Here is a 19,253-nt window from a genome sequence, read left to right as displayed (position 1 = left end):
AGCGTCGCATAATTCTCTCCGCATACATAGAATGTTTTATTGCAATTGTTAATTGATGGACCAACATATATATCCCTGAGGAGGGATGACAAATGCACTCCTGGAAAAAGAAACTTGTAGTATCACAATTAGCATTGGCCTGCACTTTGGCGATCGCTTCTCAGGCAAATGCTTCTACTGATATCTCTGGCACCACCTACACCACCTTTAACCACTATAACGATGCAACTTATTCTGACGGCGTTTACTTTAATGGTTATGCAGGCTGGAACAACTACGCGACCGATAGCGTTTATAACGGCAATATCTATCCGGTAATCAATAACGCTACCGTTAACGGCGTGATTTCTACCTATTATCTGGACGATGGTCTTTCTACCAACACCAATACCAACAGTCTGACCATTAAAAACAGCACCGTTCACGGTATGATCACCTCTAAGTGCATGACCACCGATTGCGCGGATCGTGACGCAACGGGTTATGTTTACGACCGTCTGGCGCTGACCGTTGATAACTCCACCATCGATGATAACTACGAACATTATACTTATAATGGTACGTATACCGATGGCACTGCAGATACTCACGTTGTTAACGTATATGACCTGGGTACTGCGATCACTCTGGATCAAGAAGTTGATCTGGTTATTAAAAATAACTCTCACGTAGCCGGTATTTCCCTGACCCAAGGCTATGAGTGGAGCGATGTTGACGATAATACCGTCAGCACCGGTGTAAACAGCAGCGAAGTATTTAATAACACTATCAACGTGACTGATTCTACCGTGACCTCTGGCTCATGGTCTGATGAAGGTACCTCCGGTTGGTTCGGCAATAACAGCAATGCCAGCGATTACAATGGCTCCAGCTTCACCGCTGATGACGTTGCAATTTCAGCTATTGCTAACCCATCTGCTGATAACGCAATGCAGACCACCGTTAACCTCAGCAACGCTACCCTGAACGGTGATGTCTTCTTCTCCAGCAACTTCGACGAGAACTTCTTCCCTAACGGCGCTGACAGCTATCGTGATACCGATTCCACCGTAGATACTAACGGTTGGGACGGCACCGATCGTATGGATGTTACTCTGGATAACGGCAGCAAGTGGGTCGGCGCGGCTATCTCTGCGCACCAGGTTGACACTGACGGCGATGGTGTTTACGACAGCTATGCGGCAGGTACTGAAGCCACTGCTACGCTGATTGACGTTGCAGCTAACAGCCTGTGGCCATGGTCAACCTATGGGATTGATAACAGCGATACATCGTATGACGAAAATGGTCACGTGGTCGGTAAGAACGTTTACCAGAGCGGCCTGTTCAATGTGACCCTGAAAAATGGTTCGCAGTGGGATACCACTAAAACTTCTCTGATCGATACTCTGAGCATTAACAGCGGTTCCGTTGTCAATGTTGCTGATTCCAGCCTGGTTTCTGACACCATTTCTCTGACCGGCAATTCTGCACTGAACATTAAAGAAGATGGCCACGTTGCGACTGATGAACTGACCATCAACAACAGTACCGTCACTATTGCTGATGATGTTGCTGCTGGCTGGGGCGTAGACGATGCGGCTCTGTATGCCAACACCATCAACGTCACCAACAGCGGTGTTCTTGATGTGGGTAACAGCACCGCGTATGCGCTGCAGACCGACACGCTGAATCTGACCAGCACCACAAACTCTAACGGTAAAGTGAAGGCTGGCGTATTCGATATTCATAGCAACAACTTCGTGCTGAATGCCGATCTGACCAACGACCGTACCAACGACACCACCAAGTCTAACTATGGCTACGGTGTTATCGCCATGAACTCTGACGGTCACCTGACCATCAACGGTAACGGCGATTCAGATACCTCTTCCGACCAGTCTGAAGTGGATAACGCTGGCGATAGCGTTGCAGCAGCAAGCGGTAACTATAAAGTTCGTATCGATGACGCAACAGGTAAAGGTTCCATTGCTGATTACAAAGGCAAAGAGCTTATCTACGTTAACGATCAGAACAGCACCGCAACCTTCTCTGCGGCAAACAAAGCCGATCTGGGTGCTTACACCTATCAGGCTAAGCAGGTTGGCAACACCGTAGTGATGGAACAGACTCGCCTGACCGACTACGCGAATATGGCCCTGAGCATCCCATCTGCTAACACCAACATCTGGAATCTGCAGCAGGATGCCCTGAACACCCGTCTGAACACAGCTCGTCATGGCTTCACCGACAACGGTGGCGCATGGGTCAGCTACTTCGGCGGTAGCTTCAGTGGTGACAACGATGTCCTCAACTACGACCAGGATGTCAACGGCATCATGGTGGGTGTGGATTCTAAGATCGACGGCAATAATGCACAGTGGATCGTCGGTGCCGCTGCGGCCTTCGCGAAAGGCGACATGAACGAACGTACCGGTCAGGTTGACCAGGACAGCCAGTCTGCCTACATCTACTCCAGCGCTCGTTTCGCAAACAACATCTTTGTTGATGGCAACCTGAACTACAGCCGCTTCAACAACGACCTGACTGCAAACATGAGCGACGGTACCTATGTTGACGGCAACTCTACTGCAAATGCATGGGGCTTCGGTCTGAAAATGGGCTACGACTGGAAAATCAACGATGCGGGTTACGTGACTCCGTACGGGGCAATTTCTGGTCTGTTCCAGTCTGGCGACCACTATCGTCTGAGCAACGACATGAAAGTTCAGGGCCAGGACTACGACAGCCTGCGTTATGAACTCGGTTTCGATGCCGGTTACAGCTTCAACTTCGGCGATCAGGCGGTATCTCCGTACTTCAAACTGGCTTACGTGTATGACGATTCCAGCAACGATGCCACCGTTAATGGCGACAGCATCGACAACGGCGTGAAAGGTTCAGCGGTTCGCGTTGGTCTGGGTAGCCAGGTTAGCTTCACCAAAAACTTCAGCGCTTACACCGGTGTTAACTACCTCGGCGGCGGCGATGTTGATCAGGATTGGGCGGCTAACGCCGGTGTGAAATACACCTGGTAATCCTCATAACACCGGGAAGGAAACTTTCCGGTGTTTTACGCTTTATTCCACGCCCGTCATGATGACGGGCTTTTTTGCAGGGATTGCATAACATGCCTTCTTCAAGCAAGCCGCTCAATGAATTCATGGCTCTTGATAAAAAACTGTCTCAAATAGGGACGCGCTTCCAGATTGCTGCAGGGGAAATGCTTCTTCCTGCCAATTGCACCATGAATGATGTCACGGTTGTCGTTCAGCAGGGCGCGGTGTCGCTGCACCGCAGTGAGGGGCATATTCTGTACGGCATCGTCCACAGTCCGTCGATTTTTGGTCTGGCGGGTGCAGCGAATACCATCCGTAATGAATACCAGTTGGTCGCAGAGAGCGACTGCCGTGGTTACTATCTTCCGTCACGGGAAACGCTCAAGTGTCTGGAACGCTATCAGCTATGGCGAGACGCATTTTACTGGATGACATGGCAAACCCGGATGCTAGAAATGCGTGACAGACAGCTCATTGGCACCAACCATTACCATCAGATCCGCTCTACGCTGCTGACGATGATCGACTGGGATGAAGATATCCGTTTGCGAATGGGGGTGCTGAGCTATATTCAGCAGCGCACGCGAATCTCACGTTCAGTCATAGCCGAAGTGCTCTCCGCGTTACGCAAAGGGGAGTATATCGAGATGGAGAAAGGCAAACTCGTTAGCATCACTCGCTTGCCTACTCACTATTAAGACGCCGGAATGACGGCAGCTTTGTTGCCGCTCAGTTCGGTCACCAACTCGTTGATACCGTCGCTCATATTCACAAAACGGGTAAGCGGAGAACGCGTGACCACCACAAATGCGCCCACGTTAGCCTGAGGTATCATCGCCATATAGGTGATAAAACCGCCGCCACCGCCGGTTTTCTGGATAATACCCGGCCGCCCATTTTTCGGCGCCATATAGACCCAGCCTAGCCCTAACGCATCAGCATGGCCCGGAACGTCCATACCCACCACGCGCGTGAGCTGATTGCGCTTGTAGACCAGGGTTTGCATGCGATCGGCCTGACTGCTGCGATGATAGAAATCAGATGAAAGATACTGCTGCATCCAGCGCATCATATCGCCCGGCGTGGAATAAACACCGCCGCTGCCCATGGCCGCGAGCGTGTTATTGCACGGACTTGCTCCTTTTTCCGCCACCATCAGACGACCACATTGATCCGGAGAGGGGGTAAAGGTGGTGTCCTTCATGCCCAGCGGACGGGCGATTTGCTCTTCAAACAGCTGCGGGTAAGGTTTATGCGTTGCGTTGCCCAGCGCGTCGGCCAATAGGTCAAACGCCAGGTTCGAATAGCTCGCCTGTGAGCCTGGCGCAGCGTGCAGTTTTGCCGTGGAGAGATAGCTCCAGCGCTGAGACTGCGTTGGCCAGACGAATACCGGGCGATTAGCCGCGCCGCCCGGCATTTCGCGCGGCAGGCTGCTGGTATGGGTTGCCAGATTGACCAGCGTTATCGGCGCGCCGTTATAGGTGGGAACGCGTGAGCCCGGCGGAGCATATTTGCTGAGCGGATCGTCAAGCTTCACCACGCCCTGGTCGAGCAGTTTTACCAGCATCTCGCTGGTCATTAGCTTACTCAGTGAGGCAATGCGGATAACGGAATCGAGCTGGGGATGCACGTTGTTGCCTGGGCGCGTCTCGCCAAAGCTTCTGAACACCCGCTGGTTGCCATCGATGACCACCAGTGCCATGCCGGTTGCGCCGCTACCGTAATAAATATGATTGGCGTAACGGTCAACAATATCGGACGCAAACGCGGGGGTGGTAAGAGGCTGTGCAGCCTGCACCGAGGTCAATGACGCCACGCAGAGCGCGGCAGAAAAAAACAGACTACGTTTCAACGGAGGCATCCATGAATTGAAATGGGGAGATAACGCGTATTTATACTAAAAATACAACGAATCGGCATCAGGCGCAGCGCCATTAAACGGTATGATAGCGGGAAAAACGTAACCGAGCGTAAATGCAGTGATTATTCATTGAGGTGGATACGCACTTTTGTGATCCGGCGCGTATGATACATACGATGCCATCTGGCGAACTCTATCGCCATTTTCAGGTCTGATTGCACAGTTACATCGCCTAATACCTCTTTACGGTAAAAATGATCCGTAGCGGTATTCTGTTGTCACAGCACAAAGCAGAATCATAAGAAGTTAGCAGGAGAGCACTATGTTTAAGTCTTTTTTCCCTAAGCCGGGTCCCTTTTTTATCTCGGCATTTATTTGGGCATTAATAACGGTCATTTTCTGGCAGGTGGGGGGAGGCAGTTGGTTGCTGCACCTCACCGGAGCGAGTCGTGATGTGCCAATCAGTGCGGCGCGCTTCTGGTCGCCGAATTTTATGGTCTTTTACGCCTACTATGTGGCGTGCGTTGGGTTATTCGCGGCTTACTGGTTTATTCGTAGCCCACACCGTTGGCAACTTTGGTCAATATTGGGAACCGCGCTGATCATTTTCGTCACCTGGTTCCAGGTCGAAGTCAGCGTAGCGATTAACGCCTGGTATGCGCCGTTTTACGATCTGATTCAGTCTGCCCTCTCGGCACCGCATAAAACGACGATCTCACAGTTTTACCAGGAGGTCGGTGTCTTCCTGGGGATTGCGCTTATTGCCGTGATTGTTGGCGTTATGAGTAATTTCTTTATCAGCCACTATGTCTTCCGCTGGCGTACTGCGATGAACGAATACTACATGGTCCACTGGCAGCATCTGCGCCATATCGAGGGTGCCGCTCAGCGTGTGCAGGAAGATACCATGCGTTTTGCCTCTACTCTCGAAGATATGGGGGTTAGCCTGCTTAACGCCGTCATGAAGCTGATTGCGTTTTTACCGGTTCTGGTCGCGCTCTCCCCGCATGTCCGTGAGTTGCCGATTGTGGGTTATGTACCATATGGTCTGGTGATTGCCGCTATCGTATGGTCATTGTTGGGAACCGGTTTATTAGCCGTCGTGGGGATCAAACTCCCAGGTCTGAACTTTAAGAACCAGCGTGTGGAAGCGGCCTACCGTAAAGAACTGGTATATGGGGAAGACAATGCTGAACGCGCCACGCCGCCAACGGTAAAAGAACTCTTTAGCGCCGTGCGTCGTAACTACTTCAAGCTTTATTTCCATTACACCTATTTTAATATCGCCCGTATTATTTATATTCAGGCGGATGCCGTTTTCGGTTTGTTCCTGCTGTTCCCATCGATTGTTGCCGGTACGATTACGCTGGGTTTAATGACCCAGATCAGCAACGTTTTTGACCAGGTTCGCAGCTCTTTCCAGTACCTCATTAACTCCTGGACAACGCTGGTGGAACTGATGTCCATCTACAAACGTCTGCGCAGCTTTGAACGAGAACTGGATGACAAAGAACTACCAGATGAAATCGCTCAACCGCAGGTTTAATAACAACGCTTTCATTTTATAAGGATATCTCATGGCGATTGCCGCATCGCGCTACCTTGCGCTCCCTCTGCCTTTCCTGGCGGTACTGCTCAGCGCCTGTACCAGCCAGCAGGCACCCACGATGAAGGCGGGAGAAAAACCGGTAGATGTGGCAAGCGTTGTGCGGCAAAAAATGCCGGCCAGCGTGAAGGACCGCGATGCCTGGGCACAGGCGCTGGCGAAAACGTTTGAAAGCCAGAAGCTTTCGCCAACCGAAGAGAATATCTGTTCGGTGCTGGCGGTGGCCCAGCAGGAGTCTAACTACCAGGCAGACCCGGCGGTGCCGGGGTTAAGCAAAATTGCCTGGCAGGAGATCGATCGTCGTGCCGAGAAGATGCATATTCCGGTCTTCCTCGTGCACACGGCGCTGAAAATCAATTCGCCTACCGGCAAGAGCTACAGTGAACGGCTGGATAGCGTCAAAACGGAAAAACAGCTCAGTGCCATTTTTGATGACTTTATCGGTATGGTGCCGATGGGGCAGAAGCTGTTTGGCTCGCTGAACCCGGTACACACCGGAGGGCCGATGCAGGTAAGCATCGCCTTTGCCGAGCAGCACCAGAACGGCTATCCATGGAAGATGGACGGCACCGTGCGTCAGGAGGTCTTTACCCTGCGCGGCGGCTTATGGTTTGGCACCTATCATCTGCTGAACTATCCGGCCAACTACACGGCGCCGATTTATCGTTTTGCTGATTTTAACGCTGGCTGGTATGCCAGTCGCAATGCGGCATTCCAGTACGCGGTGAGCAAGGCCACTGGCGTAAAATTAGCGCTCGACGGTGATGTGATTCTCTACGGTAGCGATGAACCTGGCAGTACGGAAATGGCGGTCAGAAAGCTTGCCAGCCAGCTATCGCTTAGCAATAGCGATATCCATCGTCAGCTGCAAAAAGGCGATAGCCAGGCGTTTGAAACCACTGCGCTCTACAAAGGTGTTTATAAAATTGCTGAGCAGAAGGCGGGTAAATCACTGGCAAAAGAGATGTTGCCGGGGATTCAGCTTGAAAGCCCGAAGATCACCCGTAAATTAACCACGGCGTGGTTTGCAAAACGGGTGGATGAGCGTCGGGCCAAATGTATGGCCAGCAATTAATCGTGATGACGCAGGCGGCGCACGAGGGATACAACGCCCAGAATAGCGCAGCCTGCCAGGAACGGCACCACGCCAAATAGCGTACTCACGCCAAGGCCAATTTCAACGCGCGGACGACCACTGTCCTGCATTTGCATCAGATGCTCATAGACACCGGGTGCGTGAACCACCAAAGTCAACAGCTGCGCGCCGACCGAAAAACAGAGCAGAACGAAAAGCGCGTAGGCCAGGTTGCCTGAGGCGGAGGAGTCCCTCTTTTTCCCACTGAACATGAGTTTTGACAACGTGAAATCTGTCATTGAGACCTCCAGGATAACGTAAATGCCGATCGTTTCGTGATACTGGAGTGAGTGTGGCAGCAGAAAGGGATTGTCAATATCGGATTTATGGTAAATTTTGAGCAGGAATAGTCCTGGATTATCACTCTGGCTTATTGATTATCCGTTTTCGGCTTGACGTTAATTGATTTAACATCTGCGAATTGTTGTTTACACCACAGACGCTGGCGCGGGTTTATGGCATCATCTTTTTTTTATGCTGGAGCCGCTATGAACCTGCCTGCAAAAATTCGCCGTGATTGGCATTACTACGCCTTTGCCATTGGTCTTATCTTTATTCTGAACGGAATAGTGGGGCTGCTTGGGTTCGAAGCTAAGGGCTGGCAAACCTATGCCGTGGGGATGGTGACCTGGGTGATTAGCTTCTGGCTGGCCGGTTTTATCATTCGCCGTCGGGAAGAGTAGTTCATTTGGTGGATTTGTTATGCCTGCATCAGCTTCACAGTTGGCTGCCTGATGGCGCTACGCTTATCAGGCCTACAAGAGTTGTATCGTTACTGTAGGCCGGATAAGGCAACGTCGCCATCCGGCGATCAGCGCCGAATTGCCTGATGGCGCTGCGCTTATCAGACCTACAAGAACTACATCGTTGTGAAGCTATTACCCGTTCATCGACGTTTTCAGCGCCTTATCGGCCTGATAACGTTCCAGCGCCAGCTCAATCAAACGCGTAATCAGCGAAGTGTAATCCAGACCGCTGGCCTGCCACAATTTTGGATACATACTGATATTGGTGAAGCCCGGCAGGGTGTTGATTTCGTTAATTACCACGTCGTTATTTTCGGTCAGGAACACGTCAACACGCGCCATCCCGCTGCAGCCTAAGGTCTGGTAGGCTTCAATCGCAACATGACGAATTTTGTCGTTCACTTCGGCGGAGATTGCCGCCGGAACCACCACTTTCGCGCCGTTATCGTCAATATACTTGGTGTCGTAGGCGTAGAATTCGCTGTTCAGGACGATTTCGCCACAGGTGCTGGCCTGCGGGTCATCATTGCCGAGCACCGCACACTCAATTTCACGCCCTTTAATGCCCTGTTCAACCACCACTTTGTGGTCAAATTCAAACGCCAGCGCCACGGCCTGCTGATACTGTTCGGCGCTGTTCACCTTACTGACGCCGACGGATGACCCCTGGTTTGCCGGTTTAACAAACAGCGGCAGGCCGAGCTTCGCTTTAATTTCCTCGAACGAGAAGCTGTCGCGGGTGCGACGGGTTAACGTCACAAATGGCGCGATAGAAAGCCCAGCGTCGCGCAGCAGACGCTTGGTGACGTCTTTATCCATACACGCAGCGGAACCCAGGACGTCAGAGCCGACGAACGGCAGGTTTGCCATACGCAGCATGCCCTGCAGGGAACCGTCTTCACCCAGGGTGCCGTGAACAATCGGGAAAATCACATCGATGGCATCCAGCGGCTGGCCGCTTGCAGCATTGATCATCTGCTGATGCGCTTTGCCAGGGATATGTGCCAGTGTGATATCGGAAGGGCGTAGTGCGATATGGGCCGGGTCGTGGGCGTTTAACAGGTAGTTTTGCGCATCGCTGATATGCCACTGCCCCTGCTTATCGATCCCCAGCAGAACGACCTCAAAACGCGTCTTATCAATCGCTTCTACGATATTTTTAGCTGACTGTAGGGAGACTTCGTGCTCCGCTGATTTGCCGCCAAAAACAATCCCAACCCGCAACTTTGCCATCTCAAATTCCATCCATTCCAAACGCAAAGCACATAACATACCACGGGTGTGGGGAGGCATCTGCCTTTTCCATACCAAAGTGCGTAAATCACAGGCAAGGCTTAAGAATAAGTGACTGCATAATAGCGCCTGAAGCGTGATATTTATCACACAAAAGCGCTGAGTGGCTGATATTGTTCTGAAATAATGCATTAAGCATCTCTGACAATACGGCGCAAAGCGCAACTTGCTAACCTGTTTACTTGTCCTCGCAAAAAGAACGAATACGTGTAGTTATGGAATCCTGGAAGGTTAACCTTATTTCTGTTTGGCTCGGTTGTTTTTTCACCGGGTTGGCTATCAGCCAGATCTTACCGTTTTTGCCGCTTTACGTGGCGCAGTTGGGCGTCACCTCCCATGAATCTCTCTCCATGTGGTCCGGGTTAACCTTCAGCGTCACCTTCCTGGTTTCTGCGATTGTTTCGCCAATGTGGGGCAGCCTGGCCGACCGTAAAGGCCGTAAGCTTATGCTGCTGCGTGCCTCGTTGGGGATGGCGATTGCTATCCTGTTGCAGGCTTTTGCAACCAACGTCTGGCAACTCTTTATCTTGCGTGCGGTAATGGGCTTAACCTCAGGCTATATTCCTAACGCGATGGCGCTGGTGGCCTCTCAGGTACCGCGTGAGCGCAGCGGCTGGGCGCTCAGCACACTGTCCACGGCGCAAATCACTGGCGTTATCGGTGGGCCGCTGCTGGGCGGCTTCCTGGCCGACCACGTTGGCCTGAGAATGGTCTTTTACATCACCGCGTTCCTGCTGCTGGTGAGCTTCCTGGTGACGTTGTTCCTGATTAAAGAGGGCCCGCGCCCGCAGTTCAATAAAGGGGAGAAGCTCAGCGGGAAAGCGGTATTTGCGACGCTGCCCTATCCGGGGCTAGTGATTAGCCTGTTCGTCACGACCATGGTTATTCAGTTATGTAACGGGTCTATCAGTCCGATTCTGGCGCTGTTTATTAAATCGATGTCACCCGACAGCGGCAATATCGCCTTCTTAAGCGGCATGATTGCCGCCGTCCCCGGCGTATCGGCGCTCATTTCGGCCCCGAGGCTGGGTAAACTGGGCGATCGTATCGGCACGGGCCGCATACTGTTGGGGACGCTGACGTTTGCGGTGGTGCTGTTCTTTGCTATGTCGTTTGTTACCACGCCGTTTCAGCTGGGCGTGCTGCGCTTTATTCTTGGCTTTGCCGATGGCGCGATGCTGCCTGCGGTACAAACGCTGCTGCTGAAGTATATTAGCGAGCGCGTCACCGGGCGTATTTTTGGTTATAACCAGTCCTTTATGTACCTGGGTAACGTGGCCGGTCCGTTAATAGGTGCCTCCATTTCGGCGATGGCCGGTTTCCGCTGGGTATTTATTGTCACCGCGGTAATTGTGCTGATTAACCTCTGGCAATTAGCGGTAATGCTGCGTCGGGCGCAACCCGTACGTCAGTAATACCGGTATTGAGAGGGGAATAAACGCGGTGGCGTTTATTCCCTGATTATCGCACTACACTCTTCATATTACCTCTTTGCGCCCTGCATTATTAAATGAGAAAAACGTTTCGCTGGCGGTATTGGTAAGTAATTCCATGATATTGATGAGGATTATATTTTTACCGAGGACTATTGCAGAATACGTAATATATTGTAATTCTATTCGGTGTTGCTGAAAGGGGAATAGCACCGTAGGGTTTCACGGTCTATTTATTTTTTTCAGGGCTTGAGTCCTGCCCACGCCGTCATACAAGGAAAACGCGCGATGAAAAATTTCATTGCAGAACTGCTGGTCAAACTGGCCGAAAAGGAAGATGAAGCAAACGCGTTACGTATTCAGGTCGATGCACTTGAAGTGGTGGTGACCACGCTTTTACAGCATTTACAGCAAGGTTCTGGCCCGGCACTGGAGGATGAAATAGCCGCGACGTTGAATAAACTCGCTCCCACAGAACACGCCGAAGACCATAATAGCGAACTCTTATATAACCACGTTAAACGGTTATTTCTGCATCCCTAAAATTAGTAGGTAATGACATCATTTGGGGTGTCATTAAAATGTCACGCACTTTTCTTACAGTCTCCATGTTTCATTTTTTAAGTATTTGTACATGGAGAAACTAACGTGAAATACAGTGCTATTTTTGCCGCATTATTACCTCTGCTGGGTTTATCTGCCGCACACGCGGACACATCAACTGCCGTTCTGGATAACCGCGCCGCGCAAGGGGATATTACCCAGCCGGGCGGTGCTCGCCGTTTATCTGCCGATCAAACCGAAGCCATTCGCGCTTCTTTGAATAATAAGCAGGCCAAAAACGTTATTCTGTTGATTGGCGATGGTATGGGCGATTCTGAAATTACCGCTGCGCGTAACTATGCTGAAGGGGCGGGTGGTTATTTCAAAGGTATCGATGCGCTGCCGTTAACCGGGCAGTACACGCACTACGCGCTGAATAAAAAAACCGGTAAGCCGGATTATGTAACCGATTCTGCGGCGTCCGCAACGGCCTGGAGTACCGGGGTGAAAACCTATAACGGTGCGCTGGGCGTGGACATCCACGAAAAAGATCACCAGACCATTCTTGAGCTGGCAAAAACGGCTGGCCTGGCAACAGGGAACGTTTCTACCGCCGAACTGCAGGATGCCACTCCTGCTGCGCTGGTATCACATGTGACTTCGCGTAAATGCTACGGCCCAAGCGTGACCAGTGAAAAATGCCCAACCAACGCGCTGGAGAAAGGTGGCAAGGGCTCCATCACCGAACAGTTGCTGAATGCGCGCGCGGATGTGACGCTGGGCGGCGGCGCGAAGACCTTTGCTGAAACCGCAACGGCGGGGGAATGGCAGGGGAAAACGCTACGTGAACAGGCGCAGGCGCGAGGCTATCAGCTCGTTGATAATGCCACAACGCTGGCGGCGATTACCCAGGCAAATCAGGATAAGCCGCTGCTGGGCCTGTTCTCCGATGGCAACATGCCGGTACGCTGGGAAGGGCCAAAAGCCTCTTTCCACGGCAATCTCGATAAACCGGTCGTGACCTGCGCCCCGAACCCGAAACGCGATGCCAGCGTACCGACTCTTGCGCAGATGACCGATAAAGCGATCTCTCTGCTGAGCACCAGTGAAAAAGGGTTCTTCCTGCAGGTAGAAGGCGCGTCTATTGATAAACAGGACCACGCGGCAAACCCGTGTGGCCAGATTGGCGAAACGGTTGATCTGGATGAAGCGGTACAGAAAGCGCTGGAATTTGCGAAAAAAGACGGCAATACGCTGGTGATCGTCACCGCTGATCACGCTCACGCCAGCCAGATTATCCCACCGGAAACGAAGGCTCCTGGCCTGACGCAGGCGCTGAACACCAAAGATGGTTCGGTGATGGTGATGAGCTACGGCAACTCGGAAGAAGAGTCGATGGAGCATACCGGCACCCAGCTGCGCATCGCGGCCTATGGCCCGCACGCGGCGAACGTGGTTGGCCTGACCGACCAGACGGACCTCTACTACACCATGAAAGCGGCGCTGGGGCTTTAAGCCCTGACACCCGCCCGACGGCAATATTTTGTCGTCGGGTTGGTAATATTCCTTCCAGCGACCAGACTTACAGAGTTCTACTCACAAAAGGATGGTGCAATGAAAACAACATTACTGGTTACCCTACTGTGTGGTCTGTTTACGGCGGGTGCCGTGTCTGCGGCAACGACGGCGGCAGCGCCGGAGAAAACCCTGACGCCGCAGCAGCAGCGCATGAGCACGTGTAATCATGAAGCCGCGTCAAAAACCCTGAAAGGTGATGAGCGTAAAACCTTTATGAGCAGCTGTCTGAAAGGGGAGAGTGCGGCCGCTGACGGCAAAAAACTGACCCCGCAGCAGCAAAAAATGAAGGATTGTAACGCGCAGGCAGCAACCAAAACCTTAAAAGGTGATGAACGTAAAACCTTTATGAGCACCTGTCTGAAAAACAAATAAGTAACGGCGCCGTAGGCGCTTTTTTATGGCAAGAAAATCAGGCCCGGCACGATGCCGGGCCTGAGACTTATGACTTGCTCATTTTCTCTGATTTTTCCATGCATTTGGCCATCGCTTCGATGACCGCAGAGCGGAAGCCTTTCTCTTCCAGCACGCGCACGGCTTCAATAGTGGTACCACCAGGGGAGCAGACCATATCCTTCAGCTCGCCCGGATGCTTACCGGTTTCCAGCACCATCTTCGCCGAGCCCATGACCGCCTGTGCGGCAAACTTATAGGCCTGAGCGCGCGGCATTCCGCCCAGCACGGCGGCATCGGCCATCGCTTCTATAAACATAAAGACGTAGGCTGGCGCTGAGCCGCTGACGCCTACTACCGGATGGATCATCGCTTCGGCGATTTCTTCAGCCGCGCCGAAGCAGCGGAAGATATTCAGCACATCGGCGATATCTTCCGGCGTCACCAGCGCGTTCGGGGTGACGGAGGTCATCCCGGCATTCACCAGCGATGGGGTATTAGGCATGGCGCGTACGATTTTACGATCGTGACCCAGCGCGCGCGCCAGCTGCTCCAGGGTTACGCCCGCCGCGATGGACACCACCAGTGAGTCTTTATTCAGGCTAGAGGCGATATCACTCAGCACTTTAACCATAATGCCCGGCTTCACGGCACCAAAGACGATGTCGGCAACCTGAGCCACTTCCTGCGGACTTTGTGCCGCATTAATGCCGAACTCGTCGCGCAGCGCGGCCACTTTATCCGGTGACGGCGTGTAGACCCAAATCTGCCCAGGAAGTACCTGGCCGCTGGCAATCAGGCCACCAAGAATGGCTTTCCCCATGTTGCCGCAGCCAATGAAGCCAATCTTCTTCTCCATTTCTCTCTCCCTCTGTCTGTTTTTTTCGTAGTTTACTGTTATAGGCGATTCCCGGCGATGGGTAACCTACTTTTATCATTCAACTGGCAATTATTACGTACGCGCCCCGGCTCTCTGTATAATCACGCTTTGCGATAATATTCACTCTGGAGTATCGATGACCATTTGGGTTGATGCGGACGCTTGTCCGAACGTGATTAAAGAGGTGCTGTTTCGCGCCGCAGACCGCACGCAGATTGAGCTGGTGCTGGTCGCTAACCAGTATCTGCGTGTGCCACCATCGCGTTTTATCCGCGCGATGGTGGTACCAAAAGGGTTCGATGTGGCCGATAACGAAATTGTTCGTCTCTGCGAGCCCGGCGATCTGGTGATCACTGCCGACATCCCGCTGGCGGCTGAGGTGCTGGAAAAGGGCGGCGCGGCGCTGAATCCTCGCGGTGAACGTTACAGCGAGGCGACCATCAAGGAGCGCTTAACCCTGCGTGATTTTATGGACACCATGCGCTCCAGCGGTATTCAGACCGGTGGACCTGCGGCGCTCTCCCAGCGCGATCGACAGCAGTTTGCCGCTGAACTGGATAAATGGCTGCTGGCGGTAAAACGCGGTTGACGTGATTTCTGTCACATAAGTGTGCTACCTTTTGCCGCAACGTCTGGCTTGTCAAAGCCCGGCACTTTCATGTACTGTTAGCGACACGCTTTGTGGCATGTTTTTTTTACGCTTAAACGGCGCGGTATAAAAGCCCATCGCGGTGAAACAGGTCTCTGATTACACCTTGGTGTAACATAAGGTTTACACTTACTTGTGTACTAGTTTGGTGATATCATTAACGCTTCATCTACTTATCCCGCATTTACGCGTCATCAGGGGGAATTCCAGGTCATGACACAGCCGATTTTTCTTATCGGAGCCCGAGGCTGCGGAAAAACGACGATAGGTCAAGCGCTTACCCATGCCTGCCATTTTCACTTTGTTGATACTGACCTGGCGTTACAGCAGCAGTCCGGTATGAGCGTGGCGGAGATTGTCGACCTCGAAGGCTGGGGGGGATTTCGCGCACGCGAGACTCAGACGCTGATGTCGGTCACCCAACCGAGCACGGTGGTAGCAACGGGCGGCGGTATCATTCTCGCACCGGTTAACCGCGAATTTATGCGCCAGAATGGCGTGGTTATCTATTTGAACGCTCCGGTGCCGGTTCTGGCGCGTCGTCTGGAAGCATTTCCAGAAGCATCCCAGCGTCCGACGCTGACCGGTAAACCGATTAGCGAAGAAGTGGCTGAAGTGCTGGCGCAGCGAGATGCGCTGTATCGCGAAACCGCCCACTACGTTGTTGATGCCTCTGCGGCGCCTGAGCGCGTTGTTACCCTGATTCTTGATGCTCTGCACCTGGCCACGGCCAGCTAGCAGGGCACGCCTGCTGTCCCTCTTTATTCTGCGTTTTCTCCTCCTCAGGTTTTACCTCTGACTGCCGATATAACCATTTTTATTTTGTGGTTATGTTGTGCGTAAGTCACATTTTTGGTTTATCATTAATGTTATAGAAAAGTTAAAATCAAACTTTATCAGGAGAGTACTGGAAATAACGGGAATCTTTACATTCTGCCCGACGGATGAACTGCTACGCTTTTGAGCGGTATTTTTCATCCATCCAGGTGGCTATGTGTAAAGCGAACATCAGAGAAGCAGAAGGTAGATAACATGAGTGCAACGATGGCGATTCTTACGATTGGGGTAGTGCCCGTCAGTGAAGTGTTGCCGCTATTGACCGAGCACATCAGGGAAGATCAAATTACCCACATTAGCCTGTTAGGCAAAATGAGCCGTGTGGAAGTCATGGAAGAGTATGCACCAGAACCCGGTGAAGAACGTTTGCTGGTTCTGTTAAATGATAACCAGTTTGCTGAAGTTTCCCGCCTGAAAGTCGAGCACAGCCTGCAGGCCGTGATTGAGGTGCTGGACAATCAATCTTATGACGTCATTCTGCTACTGAATACGTTTAAATTACGCAGTATGGTGGCGCGCAATGCGATTCTGCTGGAGCCCCAGCGTATTATTCCACCGTTGGTCGCCTCTATCGTCGAGGGGCATCAGGTCGGGGTTCTGGTCCCCGTAGAGGCCATTCTCGATGCCCAACAGGAGAAGTGGCAGATGCTGTCCAATTTGCCTTACTACGCGCTGGCTAACCCGCTTCGCGATACTGACCAGCACCTGATTTCAGCCGGTAACTCGCTGCTGGATCAAGGGGCTGATGTGCTGGTGTTAGACTCGCTGAGCTATCACCAGCGTCACCGTGACCTGCTACAAAAGGCGCTGGATGTGCCGGTTCTCTTGTCGAATGTGCTGGTGGCCAGACTGGCGGCAGAATTATTGTGTTAAGCGTATGATTTCGCGTGACAGGTTTCTGTTCGCAACCCTATATTGGTCTTTTGACGACGAGATAATAAGGGCCTGTTTATGCTTCAGAGCAACGAATACTTTGACGGAAAAGTGAAATCCATTGGCTTTACCAGCAGCAGCACGGGTCGTGCTAGCGTGGGCGTGATGGCGGAAGGCGAATACACCTTCGGTACCGCGCAGCCGGAAGAGATGACCGTGATTAGCGGCGCGCTGAACGTGCTATTACCGGGTGAAATCGAATGGAAAGTCTATTCCGCTGGGGAAGTGTTCAACGTACCGGGCCACAGCGAATTTAACCTGCAGGTTGCAGAGCCAACCTCTTATCTGTGCCGCTATCTGTGATGCATTCCCTTCCTGCTGAGGCAGGAAGGGAATTTCCCGCTTAACGTTGGGCTTCGCCGCCTAAACCTTCTACCAGGCTTTTAATCATCGCCGCCAGCTCGCCGGTCATCAGAATAAAGTCTGCGTCGAAACGCTGAGCATAGTCGTCACGGTCGATATCTTCGTTCTGATCGCGCAGTTCGTCACAGAACTTCAGACGCTTGATGGAGCCGTCATCGCACATCACGAACTGAATGCGTTGCTGCCAGTCGAGCGCCAGCTTGGTCACCAGCTTACCGGCTTCGATATGGCAGGCGATCTCATCGCATACCAGATCCTGTTTCTTCGCACGGATCACGCCGCCGTCTTCGAGGATCGCTTTCAGCTCGGCTTCATCCAGAATCTGGAAGCTTTGCGCCGCCGATCCGGAACGTACCCATTCGGTCAGGGTCAGTTCGATTGGATTTTCCAGCGTCAGCGGCACCACCGGCAGCGAGCCGAGACTTTTACGCAGCAGCGCCAGGGTATCTTCCGCCTTTTTGGCGCTGGCGCAGTCAACCATAATCAGATCGTTAACGGTGTCGATCCACATCATCGTCTGGCTGAAGCGGCTAAAGGCACGCGGCAGCAGAGAGTGCAGGACTTCATCCTTCAGCGAATCTTTTTCGGTTTTCTTGAGCTTACGGCCCTGATCGGCTTCGAGCTTTTGGATCTTCGCTTCCAGCGCCTGTTTAATCACCGGAGAGGGCAGGATCTTCTCTTCTTTGCGGGCGCAAATGATGATCTGACCATTTACTGTGTGCGTCAGCGCATCGCTGTGTGAGCCCATCGGCGGTACCCAGCCGGTTTTTGCCATATCCTGGCTGCCGCATGGGGTGAAGGTCATCTCAGCGAGCTGTTTCTCCATCTCTTCCGCGCGCAGGGAGATGTCGCGGCTGAGACGATAAACCATTAAATTTTTGAACCACAGCATGATAATTTCCACGGTGTTGTCGTTAAATCAGCGGGCAATGATAACGAATTGTCCTCGCCCTTGCATTGTTTTAAACAGGAGTTATGAATGCGAATTGGTATCGATCTGGGTGGAACGAAAACCGAAGTCATCGCGCTAAGCGACCAGGGTGAGCAGCTTTATCGCCACCGCTTGCCCACGCCACGTGATTATCAGCAAACCATTGAGAACATTGCGCATCTTGTTGCTCTCGCCGAAGAGGCAACCGGGCAAACAGGCACGGTTGGCATGGGCATTCCCGGCTCAATTTCCCCCTATACCGGAGTGGTGAAAAACGCCAACTCTACCTGGCTCAACGGCCAGCCGTTTGATAAAGATCTCAGCCATCGCCTCAATTGCGAGGTGCGACTGGCCAATGATGCTAACTGCCTGGCGGTATCTGAAGCAGTGGACGGTGCGGCAGCAGGGGCGCAGACGGTGTTCGCGGTGATCATCGGTACCGGCTGCGGCGCGGGCGTGGCGCTGGGCGGTCGCGCGCACATCGGCGGTAACGGCACGGCGGGCGAGTGGGGGCATAATCCGCTGCCGTGGATGAACGATGACGAGCTGCGCTTCCGGGCGGAGGTGCCGTGCTATTGCGGCAAGCAGGGCTGTATTGAAACCTTTATTTCCGGCACCGGCTTTGCCACCGACTATCAACGTTTAAGCGGCAAGGCGTTGAAGGGAAATGAGATTATGCGCCTGGTTGATGAGGGTGACGCGCTGGCCGAGCAGGCGCTCCACCGTTACGAACAGCGGCTGGCAAAATCGCTGGCGCACGTGGTGAATATTCTTGACCCTGACGTAATTGTGCTGGGCGGCGGGATGAGCAACGTTGAACGGTTGTATCAGACGGTGCCGGAGCTGGTGAAAGCGTGGGTATTCGGCGGCGAGTGTGAAACGCCGATTCGCAAGGCGCTGCACGGGGGCTCCAGCGGAGTCCGTGGGGCGGCGTGGTTGTGGCCGGCGTGATTTGGCCCTCAGCCTAACCCTCTCCCAGAGGGAGAGGGGACCGTTCGGTATCGCTTTTCACCCTCTCCCTCTGGGAGAGGGCCGGG

General features: G+C 52.8%; 19 protein-coding genes. 14 read left to right on the top strand and 5 right to left on the bottom strand.

Annotated elements, in window-relative coordinates; genetic code table 11:
- Nucleotides 1–92: 92 nt before the first annotated feature.
- Entirely contained in the window at nt 93–3,017 is a 2,925-nt protein-coding gene (gene ehaB, locus V6940_RS06010; protein ID WP_333495199.1) for an autotransporter adhesin EhaB, read from the top strand.
- A 92-nt stretch (nt 3,018–3,109) separates the two neighbouring features.
- Nucleotides 3,110–3,736 carry a helix-turn-helix domain-containing protein gene (locus V6940_RS06005; RefSeq protein ID WP_333495198.1) on the top strand — a complete coding sequence of 209 codons (627 nt, stop codon included), beginning with the start codon at nt 3,110–3,112 and terminating at the stop codon, nt 3,734–3,736.
- Here V6940_RS06005 and ampH read toward each other — a convergent pair.
- On the bottom strand, nt 3,733–4,890 hold the full coding sequence (ampH, locus tag V6940_RS06000) for a D-alanyl-D-alanine-carboxypeptidase/endopeptidase AmpH (RefSeq protein WP_333495197.1): 1,158 nt from the start codon (nt 4,888–4,890) through the stop codon (nt 3,733–3,735). The genes V6940_RS06005 and ampH overlap by 4 nt on opposite strands.
- Nucleotides 4,891–5,221: 331 nt before the next feature.
- Between ampH and sbmA the strand changes: the two genes are divergently transcribed.
- Together sbmA and V6940_RS05990 are read left to right on the top strand one after the other, a co-directional pair.
- A complete protein-coding gene (sbmA, locus tag V6940_RS05995; RefSeq protein WP_333495196.1) occupies nt 5,222–6,445 on the top strand; it encodes a peptide antibiotic transporter SbmA in 1,224 nt (407 codons plus the stop codon).
- 31 nt (nt 6,446–6,476) lie between these two features.
- Nucleotides 6,477–7,580, top strand: a complete 1,104-nt coding sequence (locus V6940_RS05990) for a DUF1615 domain-containing protein (protein ID WP_333495195.1) — start codon at nt 6,477–6,479, stop codon at nt 7,578–7,580.
- Here V6940_RS05990 and V6940_RS05985 read toward each other — a convergent pair.
- The gene (locus V6940_RS05985; protein WP_185667205.1) at nt 7,577–7,879 is read right to left on the bottom strand and encodes a DUF2755 family protein; all 303 of its coding nucleotides are present in this window, start codon (nt 7,877–7,879) and stop codon (nt 7,577–7,579) included. The genes V6940_RS05990 and V6940_RS05985 overlap by 4 nt on opposite strands.
- 249 nt (nt 7,880–8,128) lie before the next feature.
- Between V6940_RS05985 and V6940_RS05980 the strand changes: the two genes are divergently transcribed.
- Nucleotides 8,129–8,323: a DUF2754 family protein gene (locus V6940_RS05980; RefSeq protein WP_185667204.1), complete on the top strand. Its 195-nt coding sequence runs from the start codon at nt 8,129–8,131 to the stop codon at nt 8,321–8,323.
- 195 nt (nt 8,324–8,518) lie between these two features.
- On the opposite strand, the gene ddlA is transcribed toward V6940_RS05980, so the two are convergent.
- On the bottom strand, nt 8,519–9,619 hold the full coding sequence (gene ddlA / locus V6940_RS05975; protein ID WP_333495194.1) for a D-alanine--D-alanine ligase: 1,101 nt from the start codon (nt 9,617–9,619) through the stop codon (nt 8,519–8,521).
- Between the two features lie 275 nt (nt 9,620–9,894).
- Here ddlA and V6940_RS05970 point away from each other — a divergent pair, with 275 nt between their 5' ends.
- The 4 genes from V6940_RS05970 (at nt 9,895) to V6940_RS05955 (ending at nt 13,605) form a co-directional block, all read left to right on the top strand.
- On the top strand, nt 9,895–11,094 hold the full coding sequence (locus V6940_RS05970; RefSeq protein ID WP_333495193.1) for a multidrug efflux MFS transporter: 1,200 nt from the start codon (nt 9,895–9,897) through the stop codon (nt 11,092–11,094).
- A gap of 306 nt (nt 11,095–11,400) precedes the next feature.
- Nucleotides 11,401–11,655 carry a sigma-S stabilization anti-adapter protein IraP gene (locus V6940_RS05965; protein WP_333495192.1) on the top strand — a complete coding sequence of 85 codons (255 nt, stop codon included), beginning with the start codon at nt 11,401–11,403 and terminating at the stop codon, nt 11,653–11,655.
- A 105-nt stretch (nt 11,656–11,760) separates the two neighbouring features.
- Nucleotides 11,761–13,170, top strand: coding sequence for an alkaline phosphatase (phoA, locus tag V6940_RS05960; RefSeq protein ID WP_333495191.1), 1,410 nt, complete (start codon nt 11,761–11,763; stop codon nt 13,168–13,170).
- Nucleotides 13,171–13,269: 99 nt separating this feature from the next.
- Nucleotides 13,270–13,605 (top strand): PsiF family protein, encoded by a 336-nt coding sequence (locus tag V6940_RS05955; RefSeq protein WP_185667199.1) that lies wholly within the window; start codon nt 13,270–13,272, stop codon nt 13,603–13,605.
- A 67-nt stretch (nt 13,606–13,672) separates the two neighbouring features.
- Here V6940_RS05955 and proC read toward each other — a convergent pair whose 3' ends face one another.
- On the bottom strand, nt 13,673–14,482 hold the full coding sequence (proC, locus tag V6940_RS05950) for a pyrroline-5-carboxylate reductase (protein WP_185667198.1): 810 nt from the start codon (nt 14,480–14,482) through the stop codon (nt 13,673–13,675).
- 157 nt (nt 14,483–14,639) lie between these two features.
- Between proC and V6940_RS05945 the strand changes: the two genes are divergently transcribed.
- From V6940_RS05945 to ppnP, 4 genes are all read left to right on the top strand, one after another.
- Nucleotides 14,640–15,092 (top strand): YaiI/YqxD family protein, encoded by a 453-nt coding sequence (locus tag V6940_RS05945; RefSeq protein ID WP_220440106.1) that lies wholly within the window; start codon nt 14,640–14,642, stop codon nt 15,090–15,092.
- Between the two features lie 273 nt (nt 15,093–15,365).
- On the top strand, nt 15,366–15,890 hold the full coding sequence (gene aroL, locus V6940_RS05940; RefSeq protein WP_333495190.1) for a shikimate kinase AroL: 525 nt from the start codon (nt 15,366–15,368) through the stop codon (nt 15,888–15,890).
- 294 nt (nt 15,891–16,184) lie between these two features.
- Nucleotides 16,185–16,862: an AroM family protein gene (locus V6940_RS05935; protein WP_333495189.1), complete on the top strand. Its 678-nt coding sequence runs from the start codon at nt 16,185–16,187 to the stop codon at nt 16,860–16,862.
- 78 nt (nt 16,863–16,940) lie between these two features.
- A complete protein-coding gene (gene ppnP, locus V6940_RS05930) occupies nt 16,941–17,225 on the top strand; it encodes a pyrimidine/purine nucleoside phosphorylase (protein WP_333495188.1) in 285 nt (94 codons plus the stop codon).
- Between the two features lie 40 nt (nt 17,226–17,265).
- Here ppnP and rdgC read toward each other — a convergent pair whose 3' ends face one another.
- Nucleotides 17,266–18,177 carry a recombination-associated protein RdgC gene (gene rdgC, locus V6940_RS05925; RefSeq protein WP_123649988.1) on the bottom strand — a complete coding sequence of 304 codons (912 nt, stop codon included), beginning with the start codon at nt 18,175–18,177 and terminating at the stop codon, nt 17,266–17,268.
- An 87-nt stretch (nt 18,178–18,264) separates the two neighbouring features.
- Here rdgC and mak point away from each other — a divergent pair, with 87 nt between their 5' ends.
- Nucleotides 18,265–19,167 (top strand): fructokinase, encoded by a 903-nt coding sequence (gene mak / locus V6940_RS05920; RefSeq protein ID WP_333495187.1) that lies wholly within the window; start codon nt 18,265–18,267, stop codon nt 19,165–19,167.
- The last annotated feature ends 86 nt before the right edge of the window (nt 19,168–19,253 follow it).

It is taken from the genome of Kluyvera sp. CHPC 1.251 (assembly GCF_036759945.1).
In the GTDB taxonomy this organism is placed as follows: Bacteria; Pseudomonadota; Gammaproteobacteria; order Enterobacterales; family Enterobacteriaceae; genus Kluyvera; species Kluyvera sichuanensis.
The sequence above is the reverse complement of the archived record's forward strand: the minus strand, read 5'-3'. Positions and strand labels throughout refer to the sequence as shown.

Bases quoted from the DNA above. Each gene is read 5' to 3' on its own strand.
- ehaB (WP_333495199.1), top strand. From the start codon at position 93: ATGCACTCCTGGAAAAAGAAACTTGTAGTATCACAATTAGCATTGGCC.
- V6940_RS06005 (WP_333495198.1), top strand. From the start codon at position 3,110: ATGCCTTCTTCAAGCAAGCCGCTCAATGAATTCATGGCTCTTGATAAA.
- sbmA (WP_333495196.1), top strand. From the start codon at position 5,222: ATGTTTAAGTCTTTTTTCCCTAAGCCGGGTCCCTTTTTTATCTCGGCA.
- V6940_RS05990 (WP_333495195.1), top strand. From the start codon at position 6,477: ATGGCGATTGCCGCATCGCGCTACCTTGCGCTCCCTCTGCCTTTCCTG.
- V6940_RS05985 (WP_185667205.1), bottom strand. From the start codon at position 7,879: ATGACAGATTTCACGTTGTCAAAACTCATGTTCAGTGGGAAAAAGAGG.
- V6940_RS05980 (WP_185667204.1), top strand. From the start codon at position 8,129: ATGAACCTGCCTGCAAAAATTCGCCGTGATTGGCATTACTACGCCTTT.
- ddlA (WP_333495194.1), bottom strand. From the start codon at position 9,619: ATGGCAAAGTTGCGGGTTGGGATTGTTTTTGGCGGCAAATCAGCGGAG.
- V6940_RS05970 (WP_333495193.1), top strand. From the start codon at position 9,895: ATGGAATCCTGGAAGGTTAACCTTATTTCTGTTTGGCTCGGTTGTTTT.
- V6940_RS05965 (WP_333495192.1), top strand. From the start codon at position 11,401: ATGAAAAATTTCATTGCAGAACTGCTGGTCAAACTGGCCGAAAAGGAA.
- V6940_RS05955 (WP_185667199.1), top strand. From the start codon at position 13,270: ATGAAAACAACATTACTGGTTACCCTACTGTGTGGTCTGTTTACGGCG.
- proC (WP_185667198.1), bottom strand. From the start codon at position 14,482: ATGGAGAAGAAGATTGGCTTCATTGGCTGCGGCAACATGGGGAAAGCC.
- V6940_RS05945 (WP_220440106.1), top strand. From the start codon at position 14,640: ATGACCATTTGGGTTGATGCGGACGCTTGTCCGAACGTGATTAAAGAG.
- aroL (WP_333495190.1), top strand. From the start codon at position 15,366: ATGACACAGCCGATTTTTCTTATCGGAGCCCGAGGCTGCGGAAAAACG.
- V6940_RS05935 (WP_333495189.1), top strand. From the start codon at position 16,185: ATGAGTGCAACGATGGCGATTCTTACGATTGGGGTAGTGCCCGTCAGT.
- ppnP (WP_333495188.1), top strand. From the start codon at position 16,941: ATGCTTCAGAGCAACGAATACTTTGACGGAAAAGTGAAATCCATTGGC.
- rdgC (WP_123649988.1), bottom strand. From the start codon at position 18,177: ATGCTGTGGTTCAAAAATTTAATGGTTTATCGTCTCAGCCGCGACATC.
- mak (WP_333495187.1), top strand. From the start codon at position 18,265: ATGCGAATTGGTATCGATCTGGGTGGAACGAAAACCGAAGTCATCGCG.